This window comes from Pseudomonas sp. MWU13-3659 (genome assembly GCF_023757525.1).
Classification (GTDB): Bacteria; Pseudomonadota; Gammaproteobacteria; order Pseudomonadales; family Pseudomonadaceae; genus Aquipseudomonas; species Aquipseudomonas entomophila_E.
Genome location: NZ_JAMSHW010000009.1, coordinates 23,965 through 47,981, shown reverse-complemented (window position 1 = coordinate 47,981; position 24,017 = coordinate 23,965). Strand labels below are relative to the sequence as shown.

The following is a 24,017-nucleotide window of genomic DNA, read 5'->3' as shown; positions in this document are numbered from 1 at the left end:
TGATGCCCTTGTCATTGCTACAGCGCGCCAGGCAGACCCTGGAACACTTCGCCCCCGGTTTCGCCCGCTTGCTGGCGGAGCTGCCCTTCGACCAGCGCGAAGCCCACGGCAGCCCGGTGGTGGACTGGTTCAAGCGCACCGGCCCGGTGGGCCTGCTGGTGCCCAAGGCGGCAGGCGGCCTGGGGGCCACGGCGTTAGAAGCCGTACAGGTGCAGTTGGCCATCGGCGCCCTGTCGCCCTCGCTGGCGATCGCCAGCACCATGCACCAGTTCTCCGTCGCCAGCCTGGTCGCCGTGGCGGCCAAGGGCGCGGGCGCCGAAGGCCTGCTGCTGTCGGCCATCGCCCAGCAACGTTTGCTGGTGGCCTCGGGCTTCGCCGAGGGCGTGCCGGGGGGCGGCATCCTCGACGCCGGCATGGAAGCGGTGCGCCTGGCCGACGGCGTGCGCCTCAACGGCAGCAAGCAACCCTGCAGCCTGGCCAGTTCCATGGACCTGCTGACCGCCAGTTTCAGCCGTGACACCGACCAGGGTGAAGAGCTGATGATCGCCTTGATTCCAGCTGCGGCGCCGGGCATGAGCCGCCACCCGTTCTGGGCCAACAGCGCGCTGGCTGGGGCCCAGAGCCTGGAGCTGCGCCTGGAGGACGTCTACGTCAACGACAAGATGATCTTCTCGGCCGGGCTCAAGGCGCAGCTGGGCGAAGTGCAGACCATCGGTTTCGTCTGGTTCGAGCTGCTGATCTGCGCCACCTACCTGGGCGCCTGCCTGGGCATGGCCGAGACCGTGGTCGGCGAGCGGCGCTGGAACGACCTGCAGCGTGTCGAACTGGCCAGCCAGCTGCAGCTGTGCCTGAGCGCCGTCGAGGGCCTTGCCCACGAAGTCGAGCACCTGGACGACGGCGCGGACGACCTACTGGCGCGCCTGCTGCTGACCCGCTACGGCATCGAGCAACAGCTGGCCCGGGCCTCGGACCTGGCCCAACAGATGCTGGGGGGCCTGGCGTTCATCCGCAGCAACGACACCAGCAACTGGCTGAACAGCACCCGTGGCCTGCAATTCCACCCGCCGGGGCGCTTCAGCATGTCGGCCAACCTCGACCACTACCTGCACACCGCCACATTCAGCATCGCCAAGGGAGCCAACGCGTGAACCTGCATAACAAGATCGTCGTCATGACCGGCGCGGCGCGCGGCCTCGGCCTGCAGACGGCGCGCAAACTCAAGCGCCAGGGCGCCACGGTGATCGGCATCGATCGCCTCGAACCCCAGGCCGCCGTGGACTTCGACGCCTACTACCAGCTCGACCTGTGCGACCAGGCCCGGGTGAACGAGACCGTCGACGCGATCCAGCAACGCTTCGGCGACATCGACATCCTGGTCAACAACGCCGGCGTGCTCACCCTCGAGCGTGGCGAGACCGGGGTCAATGATGAAGTGCGCCGTGCCCTTGAAGTCAACCTGCTGGCGCCCTGGCAGTTGACCGCGCGTTTTTTGCCGGCGCTGCTGCGCACCCACGGCAAGGTGGTCAACGTGTCCTCGCTGTTCGCCCTGGTCAACGCGCCCTATGTCGCCGCCTATGCCACCAGCAAGCGTGCCATGAGCGCCTACTCCGACGTGCTGCGCATGCAGTACCCGGGGCAACTGGACGTGGTCACGGTGTTCCCCGGCTTCATCGACACCGCCATCCACGACCCGGCCGAACGGGTGGGCTTGTCGGTCAAGCGCCTGGTCAGCTTCAAGCGTGGCGACCGTGTGCTGCTATCGCTGGAGGAAAAGCTCGACGACGCCAGCAACGGGCTGCTGCGGGCCTGCGTCAAGCGTGGCCTGCGCAACCGTGGCTTGACCTTCATGGGTAGCGTGGCGATGTACACCGCGCGCTGGCTGCCGAGCCTGGTCGACGCCTTCATCGGCCTGCGCCTGCGCAGCCTGAGCAAGGCCGGGCAACTGGCGCTCAAGCCTGAACTGATCGACTGAGGCCCGGCCGATGAAGCACCTGCCGCTGGACAAGCCCACCTTGCGCCCGGACCGCCGCCTGCTGACGCCGTCGGCACTGGAATCGGCGTTGGTGATCGGCTACTCGCTGCTGCTGTTCGGCGTGCCCCTGGCCTTGTTCGTGGTGGCCGCCGAGCAGGCACCCTGGGCATGGCTGCTGGCCTGGCCGCTGCTGTTGCCGGCCGGCTACGGCCTGTTCGTGCAAGGCATCCTCGGGCACGAGGGCTTGCACTTCAACCTCAGCCACAACCGCCTGCTCAGCTGCCTGCTGGCGGTGCTGCTGAGCTCGTTGCTGTGCGGTTTCTGCGCCACCGGCTACTTCGTCGACCATTGGCAGCATCACCGTTACAACGGTGGCCCCAAGGACCCGGACTGGCGCCTGCTGCGGCGCTACCGGCTGGCCGTGACCCGGCTGCTGGTGTCGCGCCTGCATGCCACCGCACGCTACCTGTTGCAGACCCTGCGCCTGGCCCTGCCCGGCGCCGAAGTCGAAGGCGCGTTGCCGCTGCCGGCCGGGCAGATCCGCCTGCTGGCCAGGTTCAACCTGGCCTGCCAGGTACTGTGGCCACTGTTCTGGCTGTGGCTGGTGATGCGCTGGCCGGTGCTGTTGCCAGCCCTGCTGGCCTGCCTGCTGGTCGCCTTGCTGGTGTCGGCGCTCAACGCCTACCAGGAGCACGCCTTCGACGTCGGTGTCGAGCAGCCGGTCGCCCGTTCGCGCACCGATTTGCTGAGCACCCTGCTGCACCTGGGTTCGAACTTCCACCTGGAGCACCACCTGTACCCGCGGGTGCCGTGCTGGCGCCTGCCACAGCTGCACCGGCAACTGCTGGCCAGCGGCTGGTACGACGGCCGCCAGGCGCTGCTCGAACCGCGTTTTCTGGGCGCCTTGCGTTACTGCCAGGCGCGCTTCCCCTACTCCGGCACCTGGCAAACGGTTCCGCAGCAGGCCCCACAACAACACTGAAATGCCCCAACACACAACAATCACACTCATGGAGCCGAGTATGTCCTTCGAAGTCGATGACCTGATCCAGCACGAACGCCGCACCCTGCTGGAACACCCCTTGTTCGCCCGCATCAGCACGGTGGAGGATGTCCGCCTGCTGATGGAGAACCACGTGTTCGCCGTCTGGGACTTCATGACGCTGCTCAAGCGCATCCAGCGCGACCTGACCTGCGTCGACCTGCCCTGGCTGCCGCCACGCCACACCCTGGCCGCGCGCCTGATCAACGAGATCGTCACCGGCGAGGAAACCGACGAACGTCCGGGCGGCGGCTTCATCAGCCACCTGGAACTGTACCTGCAAGCCATGGATGAGATCGGCGCCGACACCGGGCCGTTCCGCCACTTCCAGGCCCTGCTGCAGGCCGGCACCTCGCTGGCCCATGCCCTGGACATCGCCGATATTCCGGCGCCGGCCCGGGTGTTCGTCAGCAAGACCCTCGACGTGGCCCTGAATGGCTCGACCGTGCAGGTGCTGGCGTATTTCTTCTTCGGCCGCGAAGACATCATCCCCGACATGTTCGGCCGCCTGCTCGAGCAATGGGCGATCGATGAGTCCAACGTGCCGATGCTGACCTACTACCTCAAGCGCCACATCGAGATGGACGGCGACGACCACGGCCCGGCGGCCAAGCGGATCATCGCCGAGATCGTCGACCAGCCGGAGCAGCAGCAAGCGCTGGTGCACAGCGCGCGCGACGCCCTGGTCGCCCGCACGCTGCTGTGGCAGGGCGTGCTCGAACAGCTCGACCAGCGCGCGGCGCACAAGGCCCGCCAGGCGAGCGTCGCCGCCACCGTGTAACCCCACGCCCCTGCCCGTCGATGTGGCGGGCAAGGGCCCCTGTCCCCTTACACGAACGAGGGTGTATGACATGTTGAAAGGCAAGCATGCCAAGTTGGCGGTCTGCGCGGCGGTGCTCGCGGGCCTGGCGCTGCTGGGCTGGCAGCGCTGGCAGTATGCGCGGCAGTACGTCAGCACCGACAACGCCGAAGTGGAAGGGATCATCATCCCGATCCGCGCCAAGCTGAGCGGTGTGGTGGTCCAGGTGCCGGTGCGCGAGAACACCCAGGTGGGCAAAGGCGACCTGCTGTTCCAGGTGCGCGAGGACGAGTACCACCAGCGGGTCGAACGGGCCGAGGCCAACTACCTGGGCGCCCTGGTGGCGACCGGCCAGGGCGGCATGCCCGGGCTGGTGGACAGCCAGGTGCGCGGCGCCGTCGCCCGCAGCCAGGCCGCCAAGGCCATGATCGGCCAGCTGGTGGCCAACGTCGAACAGGCCGCCAGCGACTACCGGCGCACCCAGCGCCTGGCCGAGCAGGGAGTGGTGAGCACCCAGGACCTGGAAGCCGCGCGCGCCCGCTACAGCGCCCTGAACCACCAGTTGCAGGGCGCGCGCGACAACTCCAACGCCGCCCGCGAGGGCACCCTGGCCAACCAGGCGGCGCTCAAGGTAGAGGAGTACCGGATCAAGGCCGCCGAGTCCGAGCTGGCCCTGGCACGCATCAACCTGCAGGACACCCGGCAAACCTCGCCGCGTGCCGGCTTCATCGTGCACAAGGACGTCCAGCCCGGGCAATTCGTGGTGGCCGGGCAGAAACTGCTGAGCCTGGTGAGCACCGAGCACGTCTGGGTGGTGGCCAACTTCAAGGAGACCCAGATCGGCCGCGTGCGGGTCGGCCAGCCGGCGCGGATCAGCGTCGATGCCTTCCCCGGCCAGACCTTCGAAGGCGTGGTGCACAGCCTGGTGCCGGCCACCGGCGCGCGCTTCTCGTTGCTGCCCCAGGAGAACGCCACGGGCAACTTCACCAAGGTGGTGCAGCGGGTGCAGACGCGCATCGAGTTCAAGGGGCTGCCCGCTGGGATGAAGGATGCCATCAGCCAGGGCATGAGCGTGTTCGTCGAGGTCGACACCCGTGACGACAAGGGCCAGACCCTATGAAATCGCCCTGGCTGGTGGCCCTGACGGTCACCCTGATCTCGATGATGGAACTGCTCGACGTGACAATCGTCAACGTTGCGATCCCCAGCCTGATGGGCAGCTACGGGGCGTCGGTGGACGAGATCTCCTGGGTGTCGACCGGCTACATCGTCGCCAACGTGGTGATCCTGCCGGCCAGTGGCTGGCTGTCGGCCTGGTTCGGCCGGCGCGCCTACTACCTGGTGTCGTCCGCCGTGTTCGTGGTCGCCTCGCTGGGCTGTGCGCTGTCGGTGGAGCTGTGGCAGATGGTGCTGTGCCGGGTGGTCCAGGGCCTGGCCGGCGGCGGCCTGCTGGGGATATCCCAGGCGATCATCTACGACGTGTTCCCCAAGGAGAAGGTCAGCGCCGGCATGGCGGTGTACGGTGTCGGGGTGATGATGGGGCCGACCCTGGGCCCGTCAGTGGGCGGCTACCTGATAGATGCGTTCTCCTGGCACTGGATCTTCCTGATCAACCTGCCGATCGGCGCGCTGGCCCTGCTGCTGGCCTGGCTGTGCGTGGACGACTCACGCCATGAGCAGCGCCCGCAGAGCATCGACTATCTCGGCTTCATCCTGCTCGCCCTCGGGGTGGGCAGCCTGCAGATCCTGCTGGAACGCGGCGAGCACTGGGACTGGCTGGAGTCGGACCTCACCGTGCTGTGCCTGGTGCTGTCGGCGCTAGGCCTGGTTGGGTTCTGCTATTGGGAGCGGCGGGTCGCCAACCCGATCGTCAACCTGTCGCTGTTCGCCAACCGCGAGTTCCTGCTCGGCTCGATCTGCGCGTTCTGTGTGGGCTTCGGCCTGTACAGCACCCTGTTCATGGTGCCGCTGTTGTTGCAGACCTTGCTTGAGCAGAGCGCCTACCAAAGTGGCCTGGTGATCTTCCCCGGTGCCCTGGCCAGCGCTGTCAGCACCCTGGTGATCGGCAAGCTGTCCCAGGAGAACCGTATCGACGAGCGAGTGTTCATCTGCCTGGGCATCTTGATCTACGGCTACGCCATGTACCTGCACACCCAGTTCACCCTGCAAAGCAACCCGGACACGCTGTTCTGGCCGCTGGTCATCCGCGGCTTCGGCCTGGGCATGATCTTCGTGCCGCTGACCAACCTGGCCATGCGCCAATTGCCGCAAGGGCTGATCTCGGTCGGCTCCGGCGTGCTCAACCTGATGCGCCAGCTCGGCGGCAGCGTCGGCATCGCCATCGCCGCCACCCTGCTCACGCGCTTCTCCTGGTCGCGCTACCGGCAGTTGTCCGAGCACGTCGACGAAACCCGCCTGCTCGCCGGCGGCTGGGAAATCGCCAACCTCGACCCCAGGCGCCTGTCCACCGACCTGCTCGACCCCGGCCAGGCCAACACCCTGCTGGCCTTCCTCGAAGCCCGCGACCAGGCGCAGATGCTCGGCTTCAGCATGCTCTTCGGCCTGCTCGGCGCGGTCATGCTGGTCGGCGTGCCCATGGTGCTGATGATGCGCAACCCCAGGACCCCCAAGCCTCAACCCGCAAAGGAATCTGCGACATGCCCGGACACCGCCCCCGAATCCGCGTAGCCGCGTTGGCGCTGCTGGCGCTCTGCGCCAACCCTGGCCAGGCCAGCGACCTGTACCAGACCTACCTCAAGGCCGTGGACCACGACATGGCCTACGCCGCCGCCCAGCAACGCCAGCAGGCCGCGGCAGAGAAAGCCCCCCAGGGGCTGGCCACGCTGTTGCCGCACCTGTCGCTGGAAAGCGGCGCGGCCTGGGTGGACCGCGAACACAGCGGCGGCGCGCGGCGCGACAAGGACAACTCCAACGCCTACGCGCTGGTGCTGGTGCAGCCGCTGCTGCGCTGGCAGAACGTCATCGACCATGCCCAGGGCAAGGCCCAGGCCACCGCCGGCGAGATCGAGCTGCTGGCGGCGCGCCAGGACCTGATGCTGCGCGTGGCCGACACCTACTTCGAACTGCTGCTGGCCGAAGATCAGTTGCACACCAGCCGCGAGCAGGTGCGCAGCCTCGGCCAGCAGTTGGACAAGGCGCAACGCTTCCGCCGCGAAGGCTCGGGCACCGAGAACGAAGTGCAGCGCATCCAGGCCAGCTACGACCTGGCCCAGGCCGAGCAGATCGCCGCCGGCAATGCCCTGCGCCTGCAACAGCAAGCCATGGCGCGGTTGATCGGCAACGACCCCGGTGAACTGGCGCGGCTGGATGACCAAGTGGCCTTCGCCGGCCCGCAACCGGCGCGCATGGAGGCCTGGACCGAACAGGCCCGGGCGCAGAACCTCAAGGTGCAGGCCGCCGAAGTGCGCCGGCTGATCGCCGAGCAGGAAGTGGAAAAACAACAGGCCGGCCACCTGCCGACCCTCGACCTGGTCGCCGCCCACGGGCGTTTCGCCTCGGTCGGCGGCAGCCTCTACGACGTCACCGTGCCCGAGGAGAAGTACACCCAGACCGTGGTCGGCGTGCAACTGAGCGTGCCGCTGTACGCCGGTGGCGGCACCCAGAGCCGCACCCGCGAGGCCCGCGCCCTGCACGGCGCCGCCGAGGATGAACTGGAAGATGCCCGCCGCGAGGCCGACTTCATGGCCCGCCAGGCCTACCTCAACCTGACCGGCGGGCTCAGCCAGTACCAGGCCTTGCAGCAGGCACTACGCTCCAGCCAGAGCAACCTGCAGATCACCACCCACGCCTTCGAAGCCGGCGCGCGGATCAGCAGCGACGTGGTGGATGCCGAACAGCAGGTGACCCGCACCACCCTGCAACTGGCCCGCCAGCGCTACGCCATCCTCCAGGCCCAGCTGCGCCTGATGGCCGCCAGCGGCAGCCTGGGCGACGACAACCTCAAGCGCCTCAGCGCCCTGCTCACCCGCCCGGCTCAGGGGTAATCGCCGTCCCGGTACTGCCCGGCCACCTCGCGCAGTACCTCGCACATCCACTGGGCCGGCAGGCTCTGCGGCAAGGCGGCGTTGCGGCAGATGCCCACCGAGCCACCCGGCTCGCGCACGCCCACGTCGAGTTCGGCCAACTCGTGGTGCCGCAGGTCGAGCAGCACCGCGTCGCGCGGCGCCACCCACAACGCGTCGCTGCCCAGCAGGTAGCGGCGGCTCAAGGCCAGAGACAAGGTTTCCAAGCGCTGCGCCGGCATCGGGATGCCGCACTGCACGAACAGGCTGTCGGCGTGCTGGCGAATGGTGGTGCGCTGGGGCGGCAGCACCAGCGGATAGCGCCCCACCTGGGCCCGCTCCACCGGTGTACTGGCCAGCAGCGGATGGCCCGGGCGCACCACCAGGGCCATCGATTCGCTGTACAGGTGCTCGAACGACAGGCCCTGGATCTGCGGGCTGTCGGTCATGCGCCCGACCACCAGTTCCAGCTCGCCCAGGTGCAACTGCCCGAGCAGTTGCGCGCTCACCCCAGTCACCACGCTGATCACCAATGCCTCGTGGCGCTGGTGCAGGCGGCAGAGCACCTCCGGCATCAACAGCCCCTCGACGGTGGACAGCACGCCGATGCGCACCTGCGACGGCGTGCGCGCCTCGCCGCGCACGCAGCTCACGCCCTCGCGCAGGGCCTGCACGCTGGGGCCGGCGTAGCGCATGAAGCGGGTGCCGGCCGGGGTCAGCGCGACGCCATTGCGTGAGCGCTCGAACAGACGCGCCTCGAGCAGGTCTTCCAGTTCCTTGAGGGTCTTGGAGATTGCCGGCTGGCTGATGGCGAGCACGTCGGCGGCCCTGGCCAGGCTGCCCTGCCGGGCAATCTCCAGGAAGCACAGCAGGTGGCGGTACTTGATGCGGGTGTCGAGGTTCATGCCCGGCAGTGTATCCGCAAAACGACGGTCCCTGGAGGAGCGGGCTCGCCCGCGAACACCGGCAACGGGGTGTCTGCTTCGCGGGCAAACCCCACCACCTTAAGCGTGATCCCTGTAGGAGCGGCCTCGTGCCGCGAAAGGGCTGCGTAGCGGCCCCAGGATTTCGGTGGCGAACAAAGATCGCCGGGGCCGCTTTGCGGCCCTTTCGCGGCACGAGGCCGCTCCTACAGGCTGCGTGCTGAATCACGCCAGAGCCATGCCACTGTTGGGTAAAGCAGAATCCACAGGGATATAGCACTCACCGACGATGATTGCATTTCAGGCTCTCAAATCAGATTTAACCCCTTTCTTGCAGTCCATTTCCCAAACATACTCCCGCCGCCCTTTTTCCGTTGCGGTCGTTTTGGCGCGGCTCTAGTCTCGGCGGGTCGCTTGAATCAATGACCGGCTTTGACAGGCCAACTTCCAAGAGCAACTTCAACGGTTTCGCTTTATATGGCGGCTGTATGTGGGGCACTTCGTGTGCGCCGGGGTTTTGCTCTTGCTGACCGGTCTGTCAACCCATGTACAGCTGCCACCCTCTTGTTTGACAGCAGGCGGTGATGGTCCCACTCATCAGCAAGAGGTCGTCATGTTAAAGATCGTCCCCGACCCACCCCATCCTCATTCCCTTGAAGACACCCTCATCCAGGCCACCTAGTACGCCCTGTGCGCATTGACCGTGGCCCATCAGGCCGTGCATGCCCAGCCCAGGTCCCCGGCCACGATCCTGATGATGGCGTCGATGCATGAAGTCGAATCGGCGTTGATCCAGGTGCAGATGCCCAAGGTTCCGCAGACGCTGCACTAGCCCGCGCCCGACCCTGTTCGCCGGCAAGCCGGCTCCTACCGGGGCTGCGTTTCACCTGTAGGAGCCAGCCTTGCTGGCGAAAGGGCCCGCCCAGGCACCAACAACTTCAGGGAGAAAAACAATGACCACAGACGACACCAACCCCAACACCACCGCAGGCAAAACCAAGTTCTACCAAGGCGAAGGCCGGGCCGCTCCGCTGTTCTGCATCGAACCCGGCATCCCCTGCCAGCACGCCCGCGAACAAGCCTCGGAACTGATGGGCTGCGTGCGCGACCTGACCATCGCCGGGATCATGGAAGAAAAGCCGCAACTGCTCTGGGCGTCGTACTACCTGAGCGCGATGACCAAGGCGCTGATGGATGATGCGGAGCTGGGGAAGAGGCACTGAGGCTCATATGGCTTGGCCTAGGCCTCCGACAGCCAGTCAGCAAGGTTCGATGATGTGACGCTATACGTATTGAGGGTGGAAGGTGCCGCCCTCAATACGTTGCACCCTATTGCCTTTCTCCGTTCTGCGCGGATCATTCTTCCATTGACTGACCGAAACTAAATCACTACGACTTCACCATTATTTAGATATATGGTGCAACTTTCAAATTCGTCACCATCAGATGACATTATTGTCAGGCAGCCATCCGTACCGAAATTTATCTTCAGGTTTGAGATTTCCGATACTGTCACGCTACTCACATCGCTCAGTATTAGATTTAGCAGTGCTGCGCTGCTGTAGGGGTCGCCAAAGTCTCGATTTCCATTGTGCCCTCCAATATTGAAGGCCAGACCTCCCTCCACAGCAAATGACACTGTGTACGCCCTGATCCCGGGGGCATGTTGTGGGCGCTTAAAATTCAATATAGTAACCTGGGCGCCAAAGCAAATTGTTTCCAAATAGCAGCCCGACAATAGCTCGAAATCAAAATCTTCTGGTAGCTTATACATAAACTTTCCTCATTCTTTATCCCTAGCGGCGGAATGGTGGTAATGAATCAGGTGGTAGCGGAACATGCGTGTCACCTTGTCCCTTGCCAGGTTTACCTGAGGCAGGGTTCATCGGTTGCTTATGTTCGTTTTGCCATCTCCAGTAACCGTGTTCATATCCTGGCACCGGTGAAGAGCCTGGAGGCATGACACGGATATGCTCACCTTTCGCGGGATCTGTGCCAGGTGGGTAATAGATTTCACCCCCATTTCGACCAGGGCGACTCTCCCAGCCCGGAGGTATCACTGGCGCTTGAGGTGGGTTTGCGATCGTTTCTAGTGTTTTGGGCGTTTTAGGCCCACATTTGCAATCGTCAGTACTTGCGCTTAAACCGTAAGGGTCGATCCAGTTTATCGGGTTTGGAGCATATGTGAGGAAATTGTAGCCGCCCGCGTACTTAATTGGATCCGGGCAAACAAACCGTCCAGCCAGCGGATCGTAATATCGATAGCGGTTGTAGTGCAGCCCGGTCTCATGGTCGTGGTATTGCCCCTGGAAGCGAAGCGGGTTGCCCAGACCGTGCTGCTTAGCCCAGTCCGAGCGCTCCTCCCTCACTTCACCCCACGCCTTGTACTGCCCTGCCCAAGCGACGTGGCCCTGCTCATCGGTCAGTTCCATCGGCGTGCCGAGGTGATCGCAGTGGTACCAGGCAATCGCCTCGAACGGCTGTGGCTTCACCTCGGTGTGCCACAGCGGATCCTGATCGAAGTCGTACTCGCGCTGGCTCCAGTCCGGTTGCTTGTGCAGGCGGATCGGGCTCTTGCGCAGGGCTTGGGCGACCGGCACAAAACTGTTTGGCTCGTACAGGTAATGCACAGTGCGACCGGTATCACCTTCGTCGCGCGGCGGTGAACTCTCCCAGGCCAGGGTGTCGCCATCCCAGCCGAACAGGGTGAAGCCGCAGCCAAGTTCGCGTTGCCGCTTGGCCCGTTGCAGCTGGTTCCAGCCGGTGCCCGCTTCCGGGCGGTCCCAGAAATGCGCTACCGAATGCTTGTGCAGGCGCCGGCCCAAGGCGTCGTAGCTGTAATCGACTTTGAGCTTGTCGTCGTTGTAGCTGGCCAGCCGGTCGAACAAGTCCCAGGTGAAGTGCGCGTGGGTACCGTTGTGCAGGCGGTGGATCAGGTTGCCGCGCTCGTCGTAGCGGTAATGGGTCCCGGCATACTCGCGCAGCAGGTTGTCCATCAGCTTGTTGCGCCGTGGATCGGCTTCCAGCGGGCGGTTCAGTTCCTGAGTCTTCTGGTCCAGCAGGTTGCCAGCCGGGTCGAAAGCGAAGGTTTCCACACCCAAGCGGCTGGTGGCCTTGAGCAGGCGACCGACGGGGTCGTACTGGTACTCCAGCGGACCACGACGGCTATCGTGGATGTTAGTCAGCTGGCCAGCGGCGTCATAGCGGTACTGACGCTTGAGCAAGGTGGACTGGCCGTCATGGCTGCCCAGCAGTTGTTCCTGCAAACGCCCGACCGGGTCCCAGGCCTGGCTCTGCATCAGCTGATTGCCTTGATGCCGCACCACCTCGCGGTGCAGGTCATCGCGCTCGTAGGCCAGCATCTCGTGCTGATCGAGGGTCATGCCGAGCAGGTGGCCACTGCCGTAGGTCAGCCAGCTGACCTTGTGGCCGTCCGGGCGAATCGTGGCGGTGCGTTGGTTGAGCGCATCGTATTCGTGCTGCCACACTGCGACCATCGGCGTGCCGGTGGCCAGGTAGTGCTGGTGCTCGCGGGTCAGGTTGCCGGCTTCGTCGTGGAACCATTGCAGCTTGCTGGCGGCGTTGACGGCCTGGATCAACTGGCCGTTGCCATCGTAGGCAAAGGTTTCGCTCTGGCTCTGGTTGCCCAGGCGGGCCGTGCGCTCACTCAATCGACCCATCGGGTCGAAGGTCAGCTCGATGCGGCGTTGGCCAACCAGGGTGCTCGCCAACCGACCGCTGTACGGGTCGTACTGGTAACGGGTGACCAGGCCATCGAAGCCGGTTTCTTGCAGCAGCCGACCGACCGGGTCGTAGAGGAAGGTGGCCTTGCTGGTGTTCTCGTTTTCCAGCCCGATCAAGCGGCCGAGCTTGTCCCAGCGATAACGCAGGGTGTGCTCGTTGGCGTCGACGCGTTCGCTCAGCAGGCCGACCGCGTTGTAGGTCCAGGTGGTACAGCGATCAAGGGCATCGACATGCGCCAGCAGGCGACCTTCGGCGTCGTAGTTGAAACGCTCCTCGGTCTTGTCCGGGTGGGTGATCTTGGCCAGCTGTCCGGCCTGGTATTCATAGGCGGTCGTGTTACCCGCTGCATCGGTGAAGGCGGTCAGCTGACCGAAAGCGTTGTACGTCCACTGGCTGGTCTTGCCGGAGCAGTCGGTGTACTCAAGCAACTGCCCGGCGGCGTTGTAGGCGAGCGTCTTTTCGTTGCCCAACGCATCCTTGATCGCCTTGACCAACCCGGCCGGGGTGTAGGCGAACTCGGTCTTGTGGCCCAGCGGATCGATGCTCTCGACCAGGTTGCCGCGCTCGTCGTAGTCGCGTAGCCACAGCCCGCCCTCGGCATCACGCAGCTTGATCGGCTGGTCGTGATCGTCGTAGGCGTAATGCACCGTGCTGTGGTCGGCGCGGATGTGCTGCAACAGGTTGCTGCGTTCATCGTAGGTGTAGCGGTCCTGGCTGCCATCGGGGTGGACGTGGCGGATGACGTTCTTGCGTTCATCGCGGAACAGCCATTCCTCGCGGCCGTCCGGGTGGATCAGGCGGTAGGTGTAGCCCAGGGCGTCGTAGTAGTGCCAGGTTTCCTGGCCGTGGGCGTCGGTGACGTAGGTCGGGCGGATGTTCGGGTCCCAGGCCAGGCGGGTCTCGAAGCTGCCGTCGTCGGCCCATTCGTGGATGGCCTTGGCGTGCGGGCCGCTGCCGTCCCATTCGAGGTTGATGCCACGCCTGGTGCGGTCGGTGTAGCGGGTCACCAAATGATGCTGGTATTGGTACTGCCAGGCGGCGCCGTGCTCGTCCTGGGCGGCGGTCAGGTCGCCGTGGGTGTCGTAGTGGTAGCCGCACAGCTGGCGCAGCGGCGTGCCATCGACCACCTGCCACAGGCCCTGGATATGCCCGTGGTCATCAAGCAAGGTGCCCAGTTGCAGGTGGACTTTTTCGGGGTCGTTGTCGGAATAGGTGTTGATGTCCGACAGCACTGGGCGACCTTGGAACTGGTGCTCGTAGTGCAGCATCGCCGCGGCGCAGCTGAATGTGCGTCAGGTAGAAGCGGTCACCCTGGCGGGCATAGGTTTCGCGGCGGTCCAGGCCACGCAGCAGCACCAGTTGCTGCTCGGCGGTGCGCACCAGGCTGAGGTACTCGATCGGGTCGTAGTGCGGCTTGCCGACCTTGGGCAGCGGGTAGTCGTGGCTGCGGCCGTCGCTGTCGTGGAACACCACGCCCCTGTCCACGACATCGAGGCAGGTGGTGAACTCGGTGATCCAGCGGGCACCGAGGCTGCCGTCGTCCAGCTTGTCCAGCCGCGAGTTGTAGGTGCGCGTCCAGTTGACCGGGAACGGCCCGGACAGGCTGAAATCCTGGTGCGATAGCGTCTCGTCGCCGAGCACATGGCCGATGCTGAAGCCGGTGCAGGCACACGGGCCGTTCTTCTCCGGCTTGGGCTGCTTGTTGGCGCGGACCTGGCTGCGCACCACCTCGGTCGGGCCTTCGGCGTGGACATGCCGGGCCTGGTGAGTGACGCCGGGGCGGATGGCGACGGCCATGCCTGGGCGGCGCGGGTTGGCCAGCACGGTGTCGAGCAGGCGGGTCAGCAGCCAGGCGATGCTGTTTTCCATACCCGCGCTGCCCAGCGCCTGCAGGCGCTGGGGCACGACCTTGGCCAGGTCTTCGAGGGTGCGGATCAGCGGGCCGAGCAGGGTGTCCAGCTCACCGCTGAAGTGGCGGGCGACGCTGTTGTAGCCGTCCTTGAGGCTGCCTTCGGTGGCGTTGGCCAGGGCCGACAAGGCCAGGCGCCAGGCGTCGGTCTCCAAGGCCGAGTCGTACAGCGCCACCTGGGCCATCTGTGCGCGGGCCAGGCGGTGGCTGCTGGCGGCATCCAGCTTGCCACGAGCGGCGGCGCTAATGGTCTTGGCCAACGAGGTGAACAACAGGCGCGCAGTGTCGGCGGCAGCGCTGAGCATGGCCGGCAACTGGGCCAAGGCCTCGCGCACGTAGTGCTCCAGGGCACCGCGGATATTGGCATGCAGGTGGCCGTCGATGATTTCCAGGATCACCGCGCCGATGCGCGCGCCGGGGCGGCGGCGCAGGGTCTGGCGGGTCAGTTGCAATACCGGGCGCAGCACCGTGCGGGCCCGGGACAGGCCGGGTGGGTAGGGGACGATGCCGATCAGGTTGATGCCCAGGCTGACCCACAGCAGCGGGTCGGGGGAAGGGTTTTCGACCAGTTCGAGGATGTCGATCAGCGCGTCCATGCAGGACAGAGCGTTGGTCATCACCGGCACGCTTTCGGCGGCCTGGCGCAGCAGTTGCAGGTCGACCAGGCCGTAGCTGATTTCCCGCAGCCAGTGGTCGACGGACGCGGCGGCGGCGCCGAGGTCTTCGCTGAGGAGGGTGTCGAGGGGGGCAATGGCGATCTGGATGTCGCGCGTGGTGAGCGCGGCATCGGCGGGTGCGGCAGACATCGTGAAAGGGCCTTCCTAGGCGGGGGACGCTGGGGTCCCGGGTGCTCCGTGAGGGCGAAATGATACTAAGGCGGGGGTGGTTCGGCCATGGGGGAAACCCTGAGGTGGGTGTGGGAATGCGCGGGGCCAAGGGTGTATGTTCCGGCCCTTTCGCCGGCAAGCCGGCTCCTACAGGAGACCGCGTGTAGGAGCGGCTTCAGCCGCGATGCAGACGACGCGGTGCCTGGCACCCGCTTTGCGGGTGATCGCGGCTGAAGCCGCTCCTACAAAGTTCGTGCTAAGTCAGTGCTGGGCGATCTCTACTTGCTCCCCGGTCACCCGCACTGGCCACACCCGCAGTCGCTGCGCCGGATCCTCCAGGCAACGCCCGTCCTGCAAGCTGAAATGCTGCTTGTACAACGGCGCCGCCACCACCAGCTCGCCGCCCAGGCTGCCGACCAACCCGCGGCCGATGACATTGGCCCCCGACCGCGGATCGCGGTTGTCGACGGCATACAGCACCTGCTCGCGTCCCGGCAGGTAGAACAGCGCCACCTGTTCCCCGTCGAACCAGGCCACCACGCCCGAATCGGCCACCAGGTCCCGGACCTGGCACACCGCCTGCCAATGCAACGGTTGTGTCTCGGCAACATTGGAACGGTTCATCAGACAGCCTCCTCGGTGATGGTGGGGATCAGGTGCAGCGGCGCGGTGGGCCGGCGCTGTTCGCGCTCGCGAACGAAATGCACATCGGGGTCAGGGCGCTGGTCGTTGACGAAGGTGCGGAAGCGCTTGAGCTTCTCGGGGTCTTTCAGGGCGTTGGCCCATTCGCATTCGTAGCGGTCGACCACCTGTTGCATCTGCGCCTCCAGCTCGTGGCCAAGGCCCAGGCTGTCGTCGAGGATCACCGCCTTGAGGTAATCCAGCCCGCCCTCCAGGCTTTCGCGCCACACCGAGGTGCGCTGCAGCTTGTCGGCGGTGCGGATGTAGAACATCAGCACCCGGTCAATCAGGCGCACCAGGGTTTCGTCGTCCAGGTCGGTGGCGAACAGTTCGGCATGGCGCGGGCGCATGCCGCCATTACCACAGACGTAAAGGTTCCAGCCCTTGTCGGTGGCGATCACGCCGATATCCTTGCTCTGCGCCTCGGCGCACTCGCGGGTGCAGCCCGACACTGCGAACTTGAGCTTGTGCGGCGAGCGCAGGCCCTTGTAGCGGTCCTCCAGGCGCAAGGCCATGGCCACGCTGTCCTGCACACCATAGCGGCACCAGGTGCTGCCCACGCAGGACTTCACCGTGCGCGTCGACTTGCCGTAGGCGTGCCCGGTCTCGAAACCGGCCTCGATCAACTCGCCCCAGATCAGCGGCAGCTCGTGCAACTGGGCGCCGAACAGGTCGATGCGCTGGCCACCGGTGATCTTGGTGTAGAGGTCGTATTTCTTCGCCACCTGGCCGATCACGATCAGCTTGTCCGGGGTGATCTCGCCACCGGGAATGCGCGGCACCACCGAGTAGGTGCCGTTCTTCTGCATGTTGGCCATGAAGGTGTCGTTGGTGTCCTGCAGGGGCACCAGCGAGGGGTCCATGATCGGCTGGTTCCAGCACGAGGCGAGGATCGAGCCCACCGTCGGCTTGCAGATGTCGCAGCCGACATGGCCGCGACCATGGCGCACCAGCAAGTCGTCGAAGCTGCGGATGCCCTCGACCCGCACCAGGGCGTAGAGCTCCTGGCGGGTGTAGGCGAAGTGTTCGCACAGGCTTTTGTCCACGGTCACGCCACGGGCGGTGAGCGCGTGTTCGAACACCTGCTTGAGCAGCGCCGCGCAGCCCCCGCAGCCGGTGGCCGCCTTGGTGCAGCCCTTCAAGGCGGCAAGGTCGCCACAGCCGCTGTCGATGGCCGCGCACACCGCGCCCTTGCTGACGTTGTGGCAGGAGCAGATGGTCGCGCTGTCGGGCAGCGCATCGGCGCCAAGGGCCGGTGCGCCGCCTTGCGGCAGGATCAGCGCGGCCGGGTCGGCCGGCAGCGCGATGCCGTTCTGGGCGTATTGCAGCAGGGTGTCGTAGTAGCTGTTGTCGCCGACCAGCACCGCGCCGAGCACGTGCTTGCCGCTGGCATCCACCACCAGGCGGCGGTAGGCCGCGTTGGCCTCGTCGATGAAGCGGTAGCTGCGCGAACCCGGCGTGGCGCCGTGGGCGTCGCCGATGGAGCCGACATCGACGCCCAGCAGCTTGAGCTTGGTCGACATGTCGGCGCCGGTGAACGCACCCGCCGTGTCGCCGACCAACAGCGCCGCGAGGTTGCGCGCCATGGCATAGCCCGGCGCGACCAGGCCGAACACACTGCCGTTCCACGAAGCGCATTCACCAATGGCGAAAATCCGCGGGTCACTGCTGCGGCACGCGTTGTCGATCACCACCCCACCGCGCGCGGCGATGTCCAGGCCACAGGCACGGCCCAGGGCGTCCTGGGGGCGGATACCGGCGGAGAACACGATCAGGTCGGTCTCCAGGTACTCGCCACCGTCGAACTGCATGCGGTAGCGATAGTCTTCGCCCGCGCCGACCGACTGGGTGGCGCGGGACAGGTGCACGCCCACGCCGAGGGCTTCGATCTGTGCCTTGAGGGCCGCGCCGCCTTCAGCGTCGAGTTGCACCGGCATCAGCCGTGGGGCGAACTCCACCACATGCGCTTCCAGGCCCAGCGACTTGAGCGCGTTGGCGGCTTCCAGGCCCAGCAGGCCGCCGCCCACCACCACGCCACGGCGGGCGTCGGCGGCCGCATTGCGGATGGCGTCGAGGTCATCGAGCGTGCGGTAGACCAGCCGGGCATTGCCGCTGGAACCTTCGATCGGCGGCACGAAGGGATAGGAGCCGGTGGCCAGGATGAGTTGGTCATAGCCGTAGCGGCCTTCGCCAGTGACCACCTCGCAGCGCTCGCGGTCGATCTCCAGCACCGCTTCGCCCAGGTGCAGGTGCACCCCATGGCGCGTGTAGAAGTCCTGCTCGCACAGGGCCAAGGTCTCGGCACAGCTACCGGTGAAGTACTCGGACAGGTGCACCCGGTCGTAGGCGCGCTGGCGTTCCTCGCCGAACACATGCAGCTCGAAACGGTCCTGGGCACCTCGCTCGAGCAGTTGCTCGACGCAGTGGTGGCCGACCATGCCGTTGCCGACGATGACCAGTCGCGCACGTGGTGCGCCGTTCGCTGTTGCCTTCATAGCCGATCCTCGATCACGGAAAACAAAAAGGCGCCTGGAGCCGAAGCTCCAGGCGCCTTTGCCTGTACTCATCAGTGTGAGGCCCCTGGATGATCGCCGTTGATCAGCGGGGCATTTGTGCAATGTTCAAAGCAGAGAGTGTGCCAATGCACTTGTAGGAGCGGCTTCAGCCGCGATGCAGGCGGCGCGGAGCCTGGGATGATCGCGGCTGAAGCCGCTCCTACAGAGATCGTGCCCGTTTACATGCACCGCTTGGGTGCAGGGCTCACCATCACGGGGCGTTCAATACACATCCCGCCGATAGCGCCCAGCCTTGCCCAGCGCCTCGACCCAGGCAGCCGCTGCCTCAGCATTCATCCCGCCCTGCACCGCCACCACCTGACGCAGCGCCGCATCCACATCCCTGGCCATGCGCTGGGCATCGCCGCAGACATAAATAAAGGCGCCCTCCTCCAGCCATTGCCACAGCTCGGCGCCATGCTCCAGCAGGCGCTGCTGTACATAGATTTTCTCTGGCTGGTCACGGGAGAACGCAGTACTCAGCCGCAAGTGCCCACTGCCCTCCCAATCCAGCAACTGCTCGCGGTAATAGAAATCGCTGGCCGCATGCTGCTCGCCGAAGAATAGCCAGTTGCGCCCGCTCGCCTGGCGCACCTCGCGCTCCTCCAGAAAGGCGCGAAACGGCGCGATACCGGTGCCTGGGCCAACCATGATGATCGGCGTGGCGTCATCCTCGGGCAGGCGGAAGTGCTTCGACGGCTGCGGGAAGATCGCCACCTCCAACGCGCCGGCACGGTCGGCGAGAAAGCTTGAACAGACACCTTTGCGCTCCCCGTAGCGCACGGTCGAGACGGTCAGGTGTACCTGGTCGGGGTGCGCATTGGGGCTGGAGCTGATCGAGTAAAGGCGTGGCTGCAAGGGTTTGAGCAGGCCCAACCAGTCCGTCAGCGACAAGCGCTGTGGAAAGGCGCTCAACACATCGGCCAGTTGCCGTCCCCACAGCCAGGCCTTCAATTCGGCCTTGCGCTCAGGTTGCAGCAGACGGCGCAGGTCGTCGCTGCCTTGGCTGAACCGCTCGAGTTGCTGCGGGGTGACCCGGGTGATATCCAGGTGATGTTCCAGCGCGACCGAGAGCGGCATTGGCGCATGCCCCTTGAGCTCGACCGTGGCCTGCCCATCGAGTTGCATCAGTTGCAACAACGCCTCGACCAGCGCCGGGCAATTGCGTGGCCACACACCCAGCGCGTCGCCCGGTTGATAGGTGAAGCCACTATCGCGCAGGTCAAACACCAACTGACGGGTTTCCTTGGCCGACCCGGGGGTATTGAGCAAGCGGTTTTCCAGCACCGTCGCACGCCACGGTTGCTGCTTGCCATAGCCCGTTACCGGCTTGGGCTCGGCGGGTGCCGGCCTGGCACTGCCCAACTGTTCCATCAAGGCGCCCAGCCAACCGCTGAAGGCCTCGTCGGCATCCCCTTCGCAATCGACCCGCGCCAGCAGGCGCCGAGCCCCCAGCTCGGCCAGGCGCTGGTCGAGCTTGCGCCCGAAACCACAGAACTGGTCGTAGCTGGAATCGCCCAAGGCCAATACCGCGTAGGGCAAAGTGGCGCAGTGCCCGCCCTCTTCCCCTTGCAGGGCCTGCCAGAACGCCGTGGCGCAATCCGGGGCGTCACCGTCGCCGAAGGTACTGGCGATCAGCAGCACACTGGCAGCCCCCTGCAACTGCGCCGGGCCGAGCGTATCCATGCAACTGAGGCGCACCGGCAACCCCGCTTCACGCAGGTGCTGTGCACAACGCTCAGCCAAGGTTTCGCTGTTGCCGGTCTGCGAGGCCCACACCACATGATGACTGGGGACTTCACTGGCCGCTGGCGGTTGGCTGAACAAAGCTGCCAGCAGACCATCGACGAACAGGCGCCGGGCGGGAGCCAGGGGCGCCTCGGCCGGCAAGCGCGGAACCCCTTCTGCACGGGCCTGGCCCAGGCCGAACAGGAAACCTTGCAGGTAATGGCGTTCATCCTCTGCCAGCTCCGGCGCTGGCAGGACATCCAGGCCAAGCAGGCGAGACACGGTGGCGGTGGGCATGCGGGTGGGCTCCGAAACAAGCTCGATGGCGTCGATACGCTCGCCCGCGACCCGCTCCAGGGCCACGGCGCAATACTTGAAAGCCGGTTGCAGGGAGGTCGGGTCGACTGCGTCACAGGTGACGGCGTTGATCGCCAGTCGCTCGCCATACAGGTCGTTCCAGTGGAACGGCGCGAAGCAACCGCCGGGCAACACGCGATCACTGACCCGCGCGGGCAACTGGGCCAGGCCGCGCCGCGAGCGGATCGCCACCGTGTCCCGGTCACGTATCCCCAGGCGCTGGGCGTCCTCAGGGTTGATTTCGACAAAGGGACCCGGCTCCAGCTTGTTCAGGCTGGGCACCTGGCCGGTTTTGGTCAGGGTGTGCCACTGGTGCTGCACACGCCCGGTATTGAGTACGAAGGGATACGCCTCGTCCGGCTGCTCGGCGGCGGGCAGCCAGGGCCGTGCCAGGAACCGCGCCTTGCCGCTGGGCGTGGGAAAGGCCAAGGCCTGCCCATCGTGCAATAGCGACTGGCTGATACCTTCGTTGAGGTAGCGCAACGGGCTGCGGTCGTCTTCCCGACCCGGCGCACAGGGCCACTGCCGCGGGCGCTCACGCAGTTCGGGGTAGCCGATACCGCGCAGGTCGTAACCGGTGGCGGGGTTCCAGAAACGGCGGATCTCTTCGTACACCGCCTCGGCATCGGGGTAGTCGAAGGCGTGTCCATAACCCATGGCGCAGGCCACCCGGGCAATGAGACGCCAATCCTCCAGGCTTTCACCGGGCGGCTCCACCGCCCGCGGCATCAGGGTGAGGTTACGCTCGCTGTTGATCATCACCCCCTCGCCTTCGGCCCACAGCGCGGCCGGCAGGAGGATGTCGGCGTGGCGGTTGGTCTCGGTGTCGAGGAAGGCGTCCTGGCAAATCACCCATTCGGCCTGGCGCAGGCCGTCGATCACCTGCTGGCGGTTGGCGACGCTGGCCACCGGGTTGCTGCAGATGATCCAACAAGCCTTTACCTCGCCCTGCTTCATCTGCTCGAACAACGCCACCGTGCCCTCGCCGCCGTCGCTGCGCAGCGTGCCCGGCGCCAACTGCCACTGCCGCTCGACAAAGGCACGGTCGGCCTCGACCTGCGCCGAGCGCTGGCCCGGCAGGCCCGGCCCCATGTAGCCCATCTCGCGCCCACCCATGGCGTTGGGCTGTCCGGTCAGGGAAAACGGCCCGCTGCCCAGGCGGCAGATAGCGCCGGTGGCCAGGTGCAGGTTGCACAGCGCGTTGCTGTGCCAGGTGCCGTGGATGCTCTGGTTCAGGCCCATGGTCCAACAGCTCATCCAGTTTTCGGACTCGCCGATCCAGGTGGCGGCCTGGCGGATATCGGCCTCGGCCAGGCCGGTGATGGCGGCGACACGTTCAGGGGTGTAGTCAGCGAGAAAGGCCGGCAGCGCCTCCCAGCCTTCGGTGTGATGGGCAATGAAATCGGGGTCGGTATGGCCGTTGGCATGCAGCAGGTGCAACAGGCCATTGAGCAGCGCCAGGTCGGTGCCCGGGCGCAGTTGCAGGAACAGGTCGGCCTTGTCGGCGGTGGCCGTGCGCCGGGGGTCGACGACGATCAGCCGGGCCCCGGCCTTGGCCCGCTCGAGCAAGCGCAGGAAGAGAATCGGGTGGCAGTCGGCCATATTTGCGCCGATCACCAGGAACACCTCGGCGTGCTCGAAATCCTGATAGCTGCCGGGCGGCCCATCGGCACCCAGCGATTGCTTGTAGCCACTGCCGGCACTGGCCATGCAGAGGCGCGAGTTGGATTCGATATGACGGGTGCGGATGTACCCTTTGGCCAGTTTGTTGGCCAGGTACTGGGCCTCCAGCGACATCTGCCCCGACACGTACAAGGCCACGGCGTCCGCCCCATGCCGGTCGATGATCGCGCGCAGGCGCGACGCGGTTTCGGCGATGGCCACGTCCAGCCCGGCGCGCACCGGCTCCTGGTCGCGCTGGCGGCGCAGCCAGGCGTAGGCCATGCGCCCGGTGCTCAGGGGGATGTGCGCGGTCAGGCCCTTGGTGCACAGGCGGCCGAAATTGCTCGGGTGCTGCTTGTCGCCACTGACCTTGACCACCTTGCCGTCGGCCACGCTCATGACGATGCCGCACCCCACGCCACAGTAGGGGCAAACGCTGCGGACCTCGCTGCTGCTCATCGGCGATCTCCTGCTGATGAAACGACAAAGGCGCCGGCTGCCCCGGCCTGCACTGGCAAGCGAGGGCAACACGGCGCCTTCGTCGTGATGAAAGTCGGCCATCGGCGTTGATGGCCTGATGAATGAGCGACAGCAAAAGCCGGGCCATGACCAGCGCCTGCCTGCGAATCAGGCACCGTGGCGCTTGGCACCGGCTTTGCCGGTGTTCGCCGGCAACGCCGGCTCCTACGTGGGATCGCGTCGTGTCGCACCGTCTTGGGCCTGTTGCACCATTGGGTAGCGTTCAGGCCTGGTCAAGCGATATGATTCGTATACGTTTCATATATATGGGTACACCACCATGGGCATCGTCAAGATCTCCGACGACCTCCACGAAGACCTGCGCGTGGCCAGCGCCGCGCTGTCGCGCTCGATCAACGCCCAGGCCGAACACTGGATCCGCCTCGGCATGCTCGCCGAGCTGCATCCGCAAGCCACCTACCAGGACCTGCTGCGCCAATTGCTGCGCCAGGAACAGGCCAATCTCAAGGAACTGCTGCAATGAGCCAGGTCATGCTCAAGGATGCCGCCCAACTGGCGCTGATGCGCCGCGCCGGGCAACTGCTGGCCCAGGTGTTCGCCCACCTCGACGGTTTCATCCGCCCGGGCGTGACGACGATGCAGATCAACGACCGCGCCGAGGCGTTCATCGTCGAGACGCTCAAGTCGCGCCCGGCGAGCAAGGGCCAGTACGGCTTTCCCTATGCACTGAACACCTCGGTGGACCATGTGGTGTGCCATGGCATGCCCAAGGTGGGCGAGGTGCTGAACGAAGGCTCGATCGTCAACGTCGACATCACCCTGGAACAGGGCGGCTATATCGCCGACTCGTCGAAGATGTACTGCATCGGGCAGATCAGCGATGAGGCCCGGCGGCTGGTCGATACCACCTACGACGCGTTGTGGAAGGGCATCGAGCAGGTGCGCCCCGGCGCCACCCTCGGTGATATCGGCCATGCCATCCAGCTGCACGCCGAAGCGGCCGGCTACAGCGTGGTCCGCGAGTACTGCGGGCATGGTATCGGCACGCAGATGCACGAGGCCCCCGAGGTGCTGCATTACGGCCATCGCGGAATGGGCATGAAACTGCAGCCGGGGATGGTGTTCACCATCGAGCCGATGATCAACCAGGGCGGCCTCGGGACCCGGGGGCTGCGCGATGGTTGGACGGTGATCACGCGGGATCACACGCTTTCGGCGCAGTGGGAGCATACCGTGGCGGTGACCGAAAGTGGGTACGAGGTGCTGACGCTTCGGGGGGAGGAGGTTCGGCGCTGACGGATCGGCATTCGGATACC

Annotated in this window: 15 protein-coding genes and 2 pseudogenes; 11 read left to right on the top strand and 6 right to left on the bottom strand. The window is 65.8% G+C overall.

Annotated features, from left to right (window positions below; translation table 11 throughout):
- Window positions 1-2 precede the first annotated feature (2 nt).
- From NGM28_RS13415 to NGM28_RS13385, 7 genes are all read left to right on the top strand, one after another.
- The gene (locus NGM28_RS13415; RefSeq protein WP_240067094.1) at window positions 3-1,148 is read left to right on the top strand and encodes an acyl-CoA dehydrogenase family protein; all 1,146 of its coding nucleotides are present in this window, start codon (window positions 3-5) and stop codon (window positions 1,146-1,148) included.
- Window positions 1,145-1,972, top strand: a complete 828-nt coding sequence (locus NGM28_RS13410; RefSeq protein WP_240067095.1) for an SDR family NAD(P)-dependent oxidoreductase — start codon at window positions 1,145-1,147, stop codon at window positions 1,970-1,972. Before NGM28_RS13415 ends, NGM28_RS13410 begins: the two co-directional genes overlap by 4 nt.
- 10 nt (window positions 1,973-1,982) lie before the next feature.
- Window positions 1,983-2,954 carry a fatty acid desaturase gene (locus tag NGM28_RS13405; RefSeq protein ID WP_240067096.1) on the top strand — a complete coding sequence of 324 codons (972 nt, stop codon included), beginning with the start codon at window positions 1,983-1,985 and terminating at the stop codon, window positions 2,952-2,954.
- A 40-nt stretch (window positions 2,955-2,994) separates the two neighbouring features.
- Window positions 2,995-3,795, top strand: a complete 801-nt coding sequence (locus tag NGM28_RS13400; RefSeq protein WP_240067097.1) for a DUF3050 domain-containing protein — start codon at window positions 2,995-2,997, stop codon at window positions 3,793-3,795.
- Between the two features lie 70 nt (window positions 3,796-3,865).
- Window positions 3,866-4,933 (top strand): HlyD family secretion protein, encoded by a 1,068-nt coding sequence (locus NGM28_RS13395; protein ID WP_252090476.1) that lies wholly within the window; start codon window positions 3,866-3,868, stop codon window positions 4,931-4,933.
- On the top strand, window positions 4,930-6,501 hold the full coding sequence (locus NGM28_RS13390; RefSeq protein ID WP_252090475.1) for a DHA2 family efflux MFS transporter permease subunit: 1,572 nt from the start codon (window positions 4,930-4,932) through the stop codon (window positions 6,499-6,501). The genes NGM28_RS13395 and NGM28_RS13390 overlap by 4 nt, the downstream gene beginning before the upstream one ends.
- Window positions 6,471-7,817: a TolC family outer membrane protein gene (locus tag NGM28_RS13385; RefSeq protein WP_252090474.1), complete on the top strand. Its 1,347-nt coding sequence runs from the start codon at window positions 6,471-6,473 to the stop codon at window positions 7,815-7,817. The genes NGM28_RS13390 and NGM28_RS13385 overlap by 31 nt, the downstream gene beginning before the upstream one ends.
- On the opposite strand, the gene pcaQ is transcribed toward NGM28_RS13385, so the two are convergent.
- On the bottom strand, window positions 7,808-8,740 hold the full coding sequence (pcaQ, locus tag NGM28_RS13380; protein ID WP_252090473.1) for a pca operon transcription factor PcaQ: 933 nt from the start codon (window positions 8,738-8,740) through the stop codon (window positions 7,808-7,810). The genes NGM28_RS13385 and pcaQ overlap by 10 nt on opposite strands.
- A 631-nt stretch (window positions 8,741-9,371) precedes the next feature.
- On the opposite strand from pcaQ, the pseudogene NGM28_RS13375 reads away from it, so the two are divergent.
- Both NGM28_RS13375 and NGM28_RS13370 read left to right on the top strand, forming a co-directional pair.
- Window positions 9,372-9,590 (top strand): annotated as a pseudogene (locus NGM28_RS13375) (hypothetical protein).
- Window positions 9,591-9,711: 121 nt separating this feature from the next.
- Window positions 9,712-9,981, top strand: coding sequence for a DUF3077 domain-containing protein (locus NGM28_RS13370; protein ID WP_240066207.1), 270 nt, complete (start codon window positions 9,712-9,714; stop codon window positions 9,979-9,981).
- Between the two features lie 158 nt (window positions 9,982-10,139).
- Here the strand turns inward: NGM28_RS13370 and NGM28_RS13365 are convergent, their stop codons facing one another.
- The 5 genes and pseudogenes from NGM28_RS13365 to NGM28_RS13345 all read right to left on the bottom strand — a co-directional run bounded on the left by NGM28_RS13365 (window position 10,140) and on the right by NGM28_RS13345 (window position 22,680).
- Entirely contained in the window at window positions 10,140-10,532 is a 393-nt protein-coding gene (locus NGM28_RS13365; RefSeq protein WP_252090472.1) for a hypothetical protein, read from the bottom strand.
- Between the two features lie 361 nt (window positions 10,533-10,893).
- Window positions 10,894-15,217: pseudogene (locus NGM28_RS13360) on the bottom strand (RHS repeat-associated core domain-containing protein); the annotation flags it as partial.
- Window positions 15,218-15,499: 282 nt separating this feature from the next.
- The gene (gene nirD / locus NGM28_RS13355) at window positions 15,500-15,862 is read right to left on the bottom strand and encodes a nitrite reductase small subunit NirD (RefSeq protein ID WP_248919074.1); all 363 of its coding nucleotides are present in this window, start codon (window positions 15,860-15,862) and stop codon (window positions 15,500-15,502) included.
- On the bottom strand, window positions 15,862-18,414 hold the full coding sequence (gene nirB / locus NGM28_RS13350) for a nitrite reductase large subunit NirB (protein ID WP_252090471.1): 2,553 nt from the start codon (window positions 18,412-18,414) through the stop codon (window positions 15,862-15,864). Before nirB ends, nirD begins: the two co-directional genes overlap by 1 nt.
- 282 nt (window positions 18,415-18,696) lie before the next feature.
- Window positions 18,697-22,680: a bifunctional nitrate reductase/sulfite reductase flavoprotein subunit alpha gene (locus tag NGM28_RS13345; RefSeq protein ID WP_252090470.1), complete on the bottom strand. Its 3,984-nt coding sequence runs from the start codon at window positions 22,678-22,680 to the stop codon at window positions 18,697-18,699.
- Window positions 22,681-23,020: 340 nt separating this feature from the next.
- Here NGM28_RS13345 and NGM28_RS13340 point away from each other — a divergent pair, with 340 nt between their 5' ends.
- Both NGM28_RS13340 and map read left to right on the top strand, forming a co-directional pair.
- Window positions 23,021-23,224, top strand: a complete 204-nt coding sequence (locus tag NGM28_RS13340; protein ID WP_011532704.1) for a ParD-like family protein — start codon at window positions 23,021-23,023, stop codon at window positions 23,222-23,224.
- On the top strand, window positions 23,221-23,997 hold the full coding sequence (gene map, locus NGM28_RS13335; protein ID WP_252090469.1) for a type I methionyl aminopeptidase: 777 nt from the start codon (window positions 23,221-23,223) through the stop codon (window positions 23,995-23,997). The genes NGM28_RS13340 and map overlap by 4 nt, the downstream gene beginning before the upstream one ends.
- Window positions 23,998-24,017: the final 20 nt, after the last annotated feature.

Coding starts and splice junctions, on each gene's coding strand:
- NGM28_RS13400 (WP_240067097.1), top strand. CDS start 2,995: ATGTCCTTCGAAGTCGATGACCTGATCCAGCACGAACGCCGCACCCTG.
- nirB (WP_252090471.1), bottom strand. CDS start 18,414: ATGAAGGCAACAGCGAACGGCGCACCACGTGCGCGACTGGTCATCGTC.
- map (WP_252090469.1), top strand. CDS start 23,221: ATGAGCCAGGTCATGCTCAAGGATGCCGCCCAACTGGCGCTGATGCGC.
- NGM28_RS13370 (WP_240066207.1), top strand. CDS start 9,712: ATGACCACAGACGACACCAACCCCAACACCACCGCAGGCAAAACCAAG.
- NGM28_RS13390 (WP_252090475.1), top strand. CDS start 4,930: ATGAAATCGCCCTGGCTGGTGGCCCTGACGGTCACCCTGATCTCGATG.
- NGM28_RS13340 (WP_011532704.1), top strand. CDS start 23,021: ATGGGCATCGTCAAGATCTCCGACGACCTCCACGAAGACCTGCGCGTG.
- NGM28_RS13345 (WP_252090470.1), bottom strand. CDS start 22,680: ATGAGCAGCAGCGAGGTCCGCAGCGTTTGCCCCTACTGTGGCGTGGGG.
- NGM28_RS13365 (WP_252090472.1), bottom strand. CDS start 10,532: ATGTATAAGCTACCAGAAGATTTTGATTTCGAGCTATTGTCGGGCTGC.
- nirD (WP_248919074.1), bottom strand. CDS start 15,862: ATGAACCGTTCCAATGTTGCCGAGACACAACCGTTGCATTGGCAGGCG.
- pcaQ (WP_252090473.1), bottom strand. CDS start 8,740: ATGAACCTCGACACCCGCATCAAGTACCGCCACCTGCTGTGCTTCCTG.
- NGM28_RS13385 (WP_252090474.1), top strand. CDS start 6,471: ATGCCCGGACACCGCCCCCGAATCCGCGTAGCCGCGTTGGCGCTGCTG.
- NGM28_RS13395 (WP_252090476.1), top strand. CDS start 3,866: ATGTTGAAAGGCAAGCATGCCAAGTTGGCGGTCTGCGCGGCGGTGCTC.
- NGM28_RS13405 (WP_240067096.1), top strand. CDS start 1,983: ATGAAGCACCTGCCGCTGGACAAGCCCACCTTGCGCCCGGACCGCCGC.
- NGM28_RS13415 (WP_240067094.1), top strand. CDS start 3: ATGCCCTTGTCATTGCTACAGCGCGCCAGGCAGACCCTGGAACACTTC.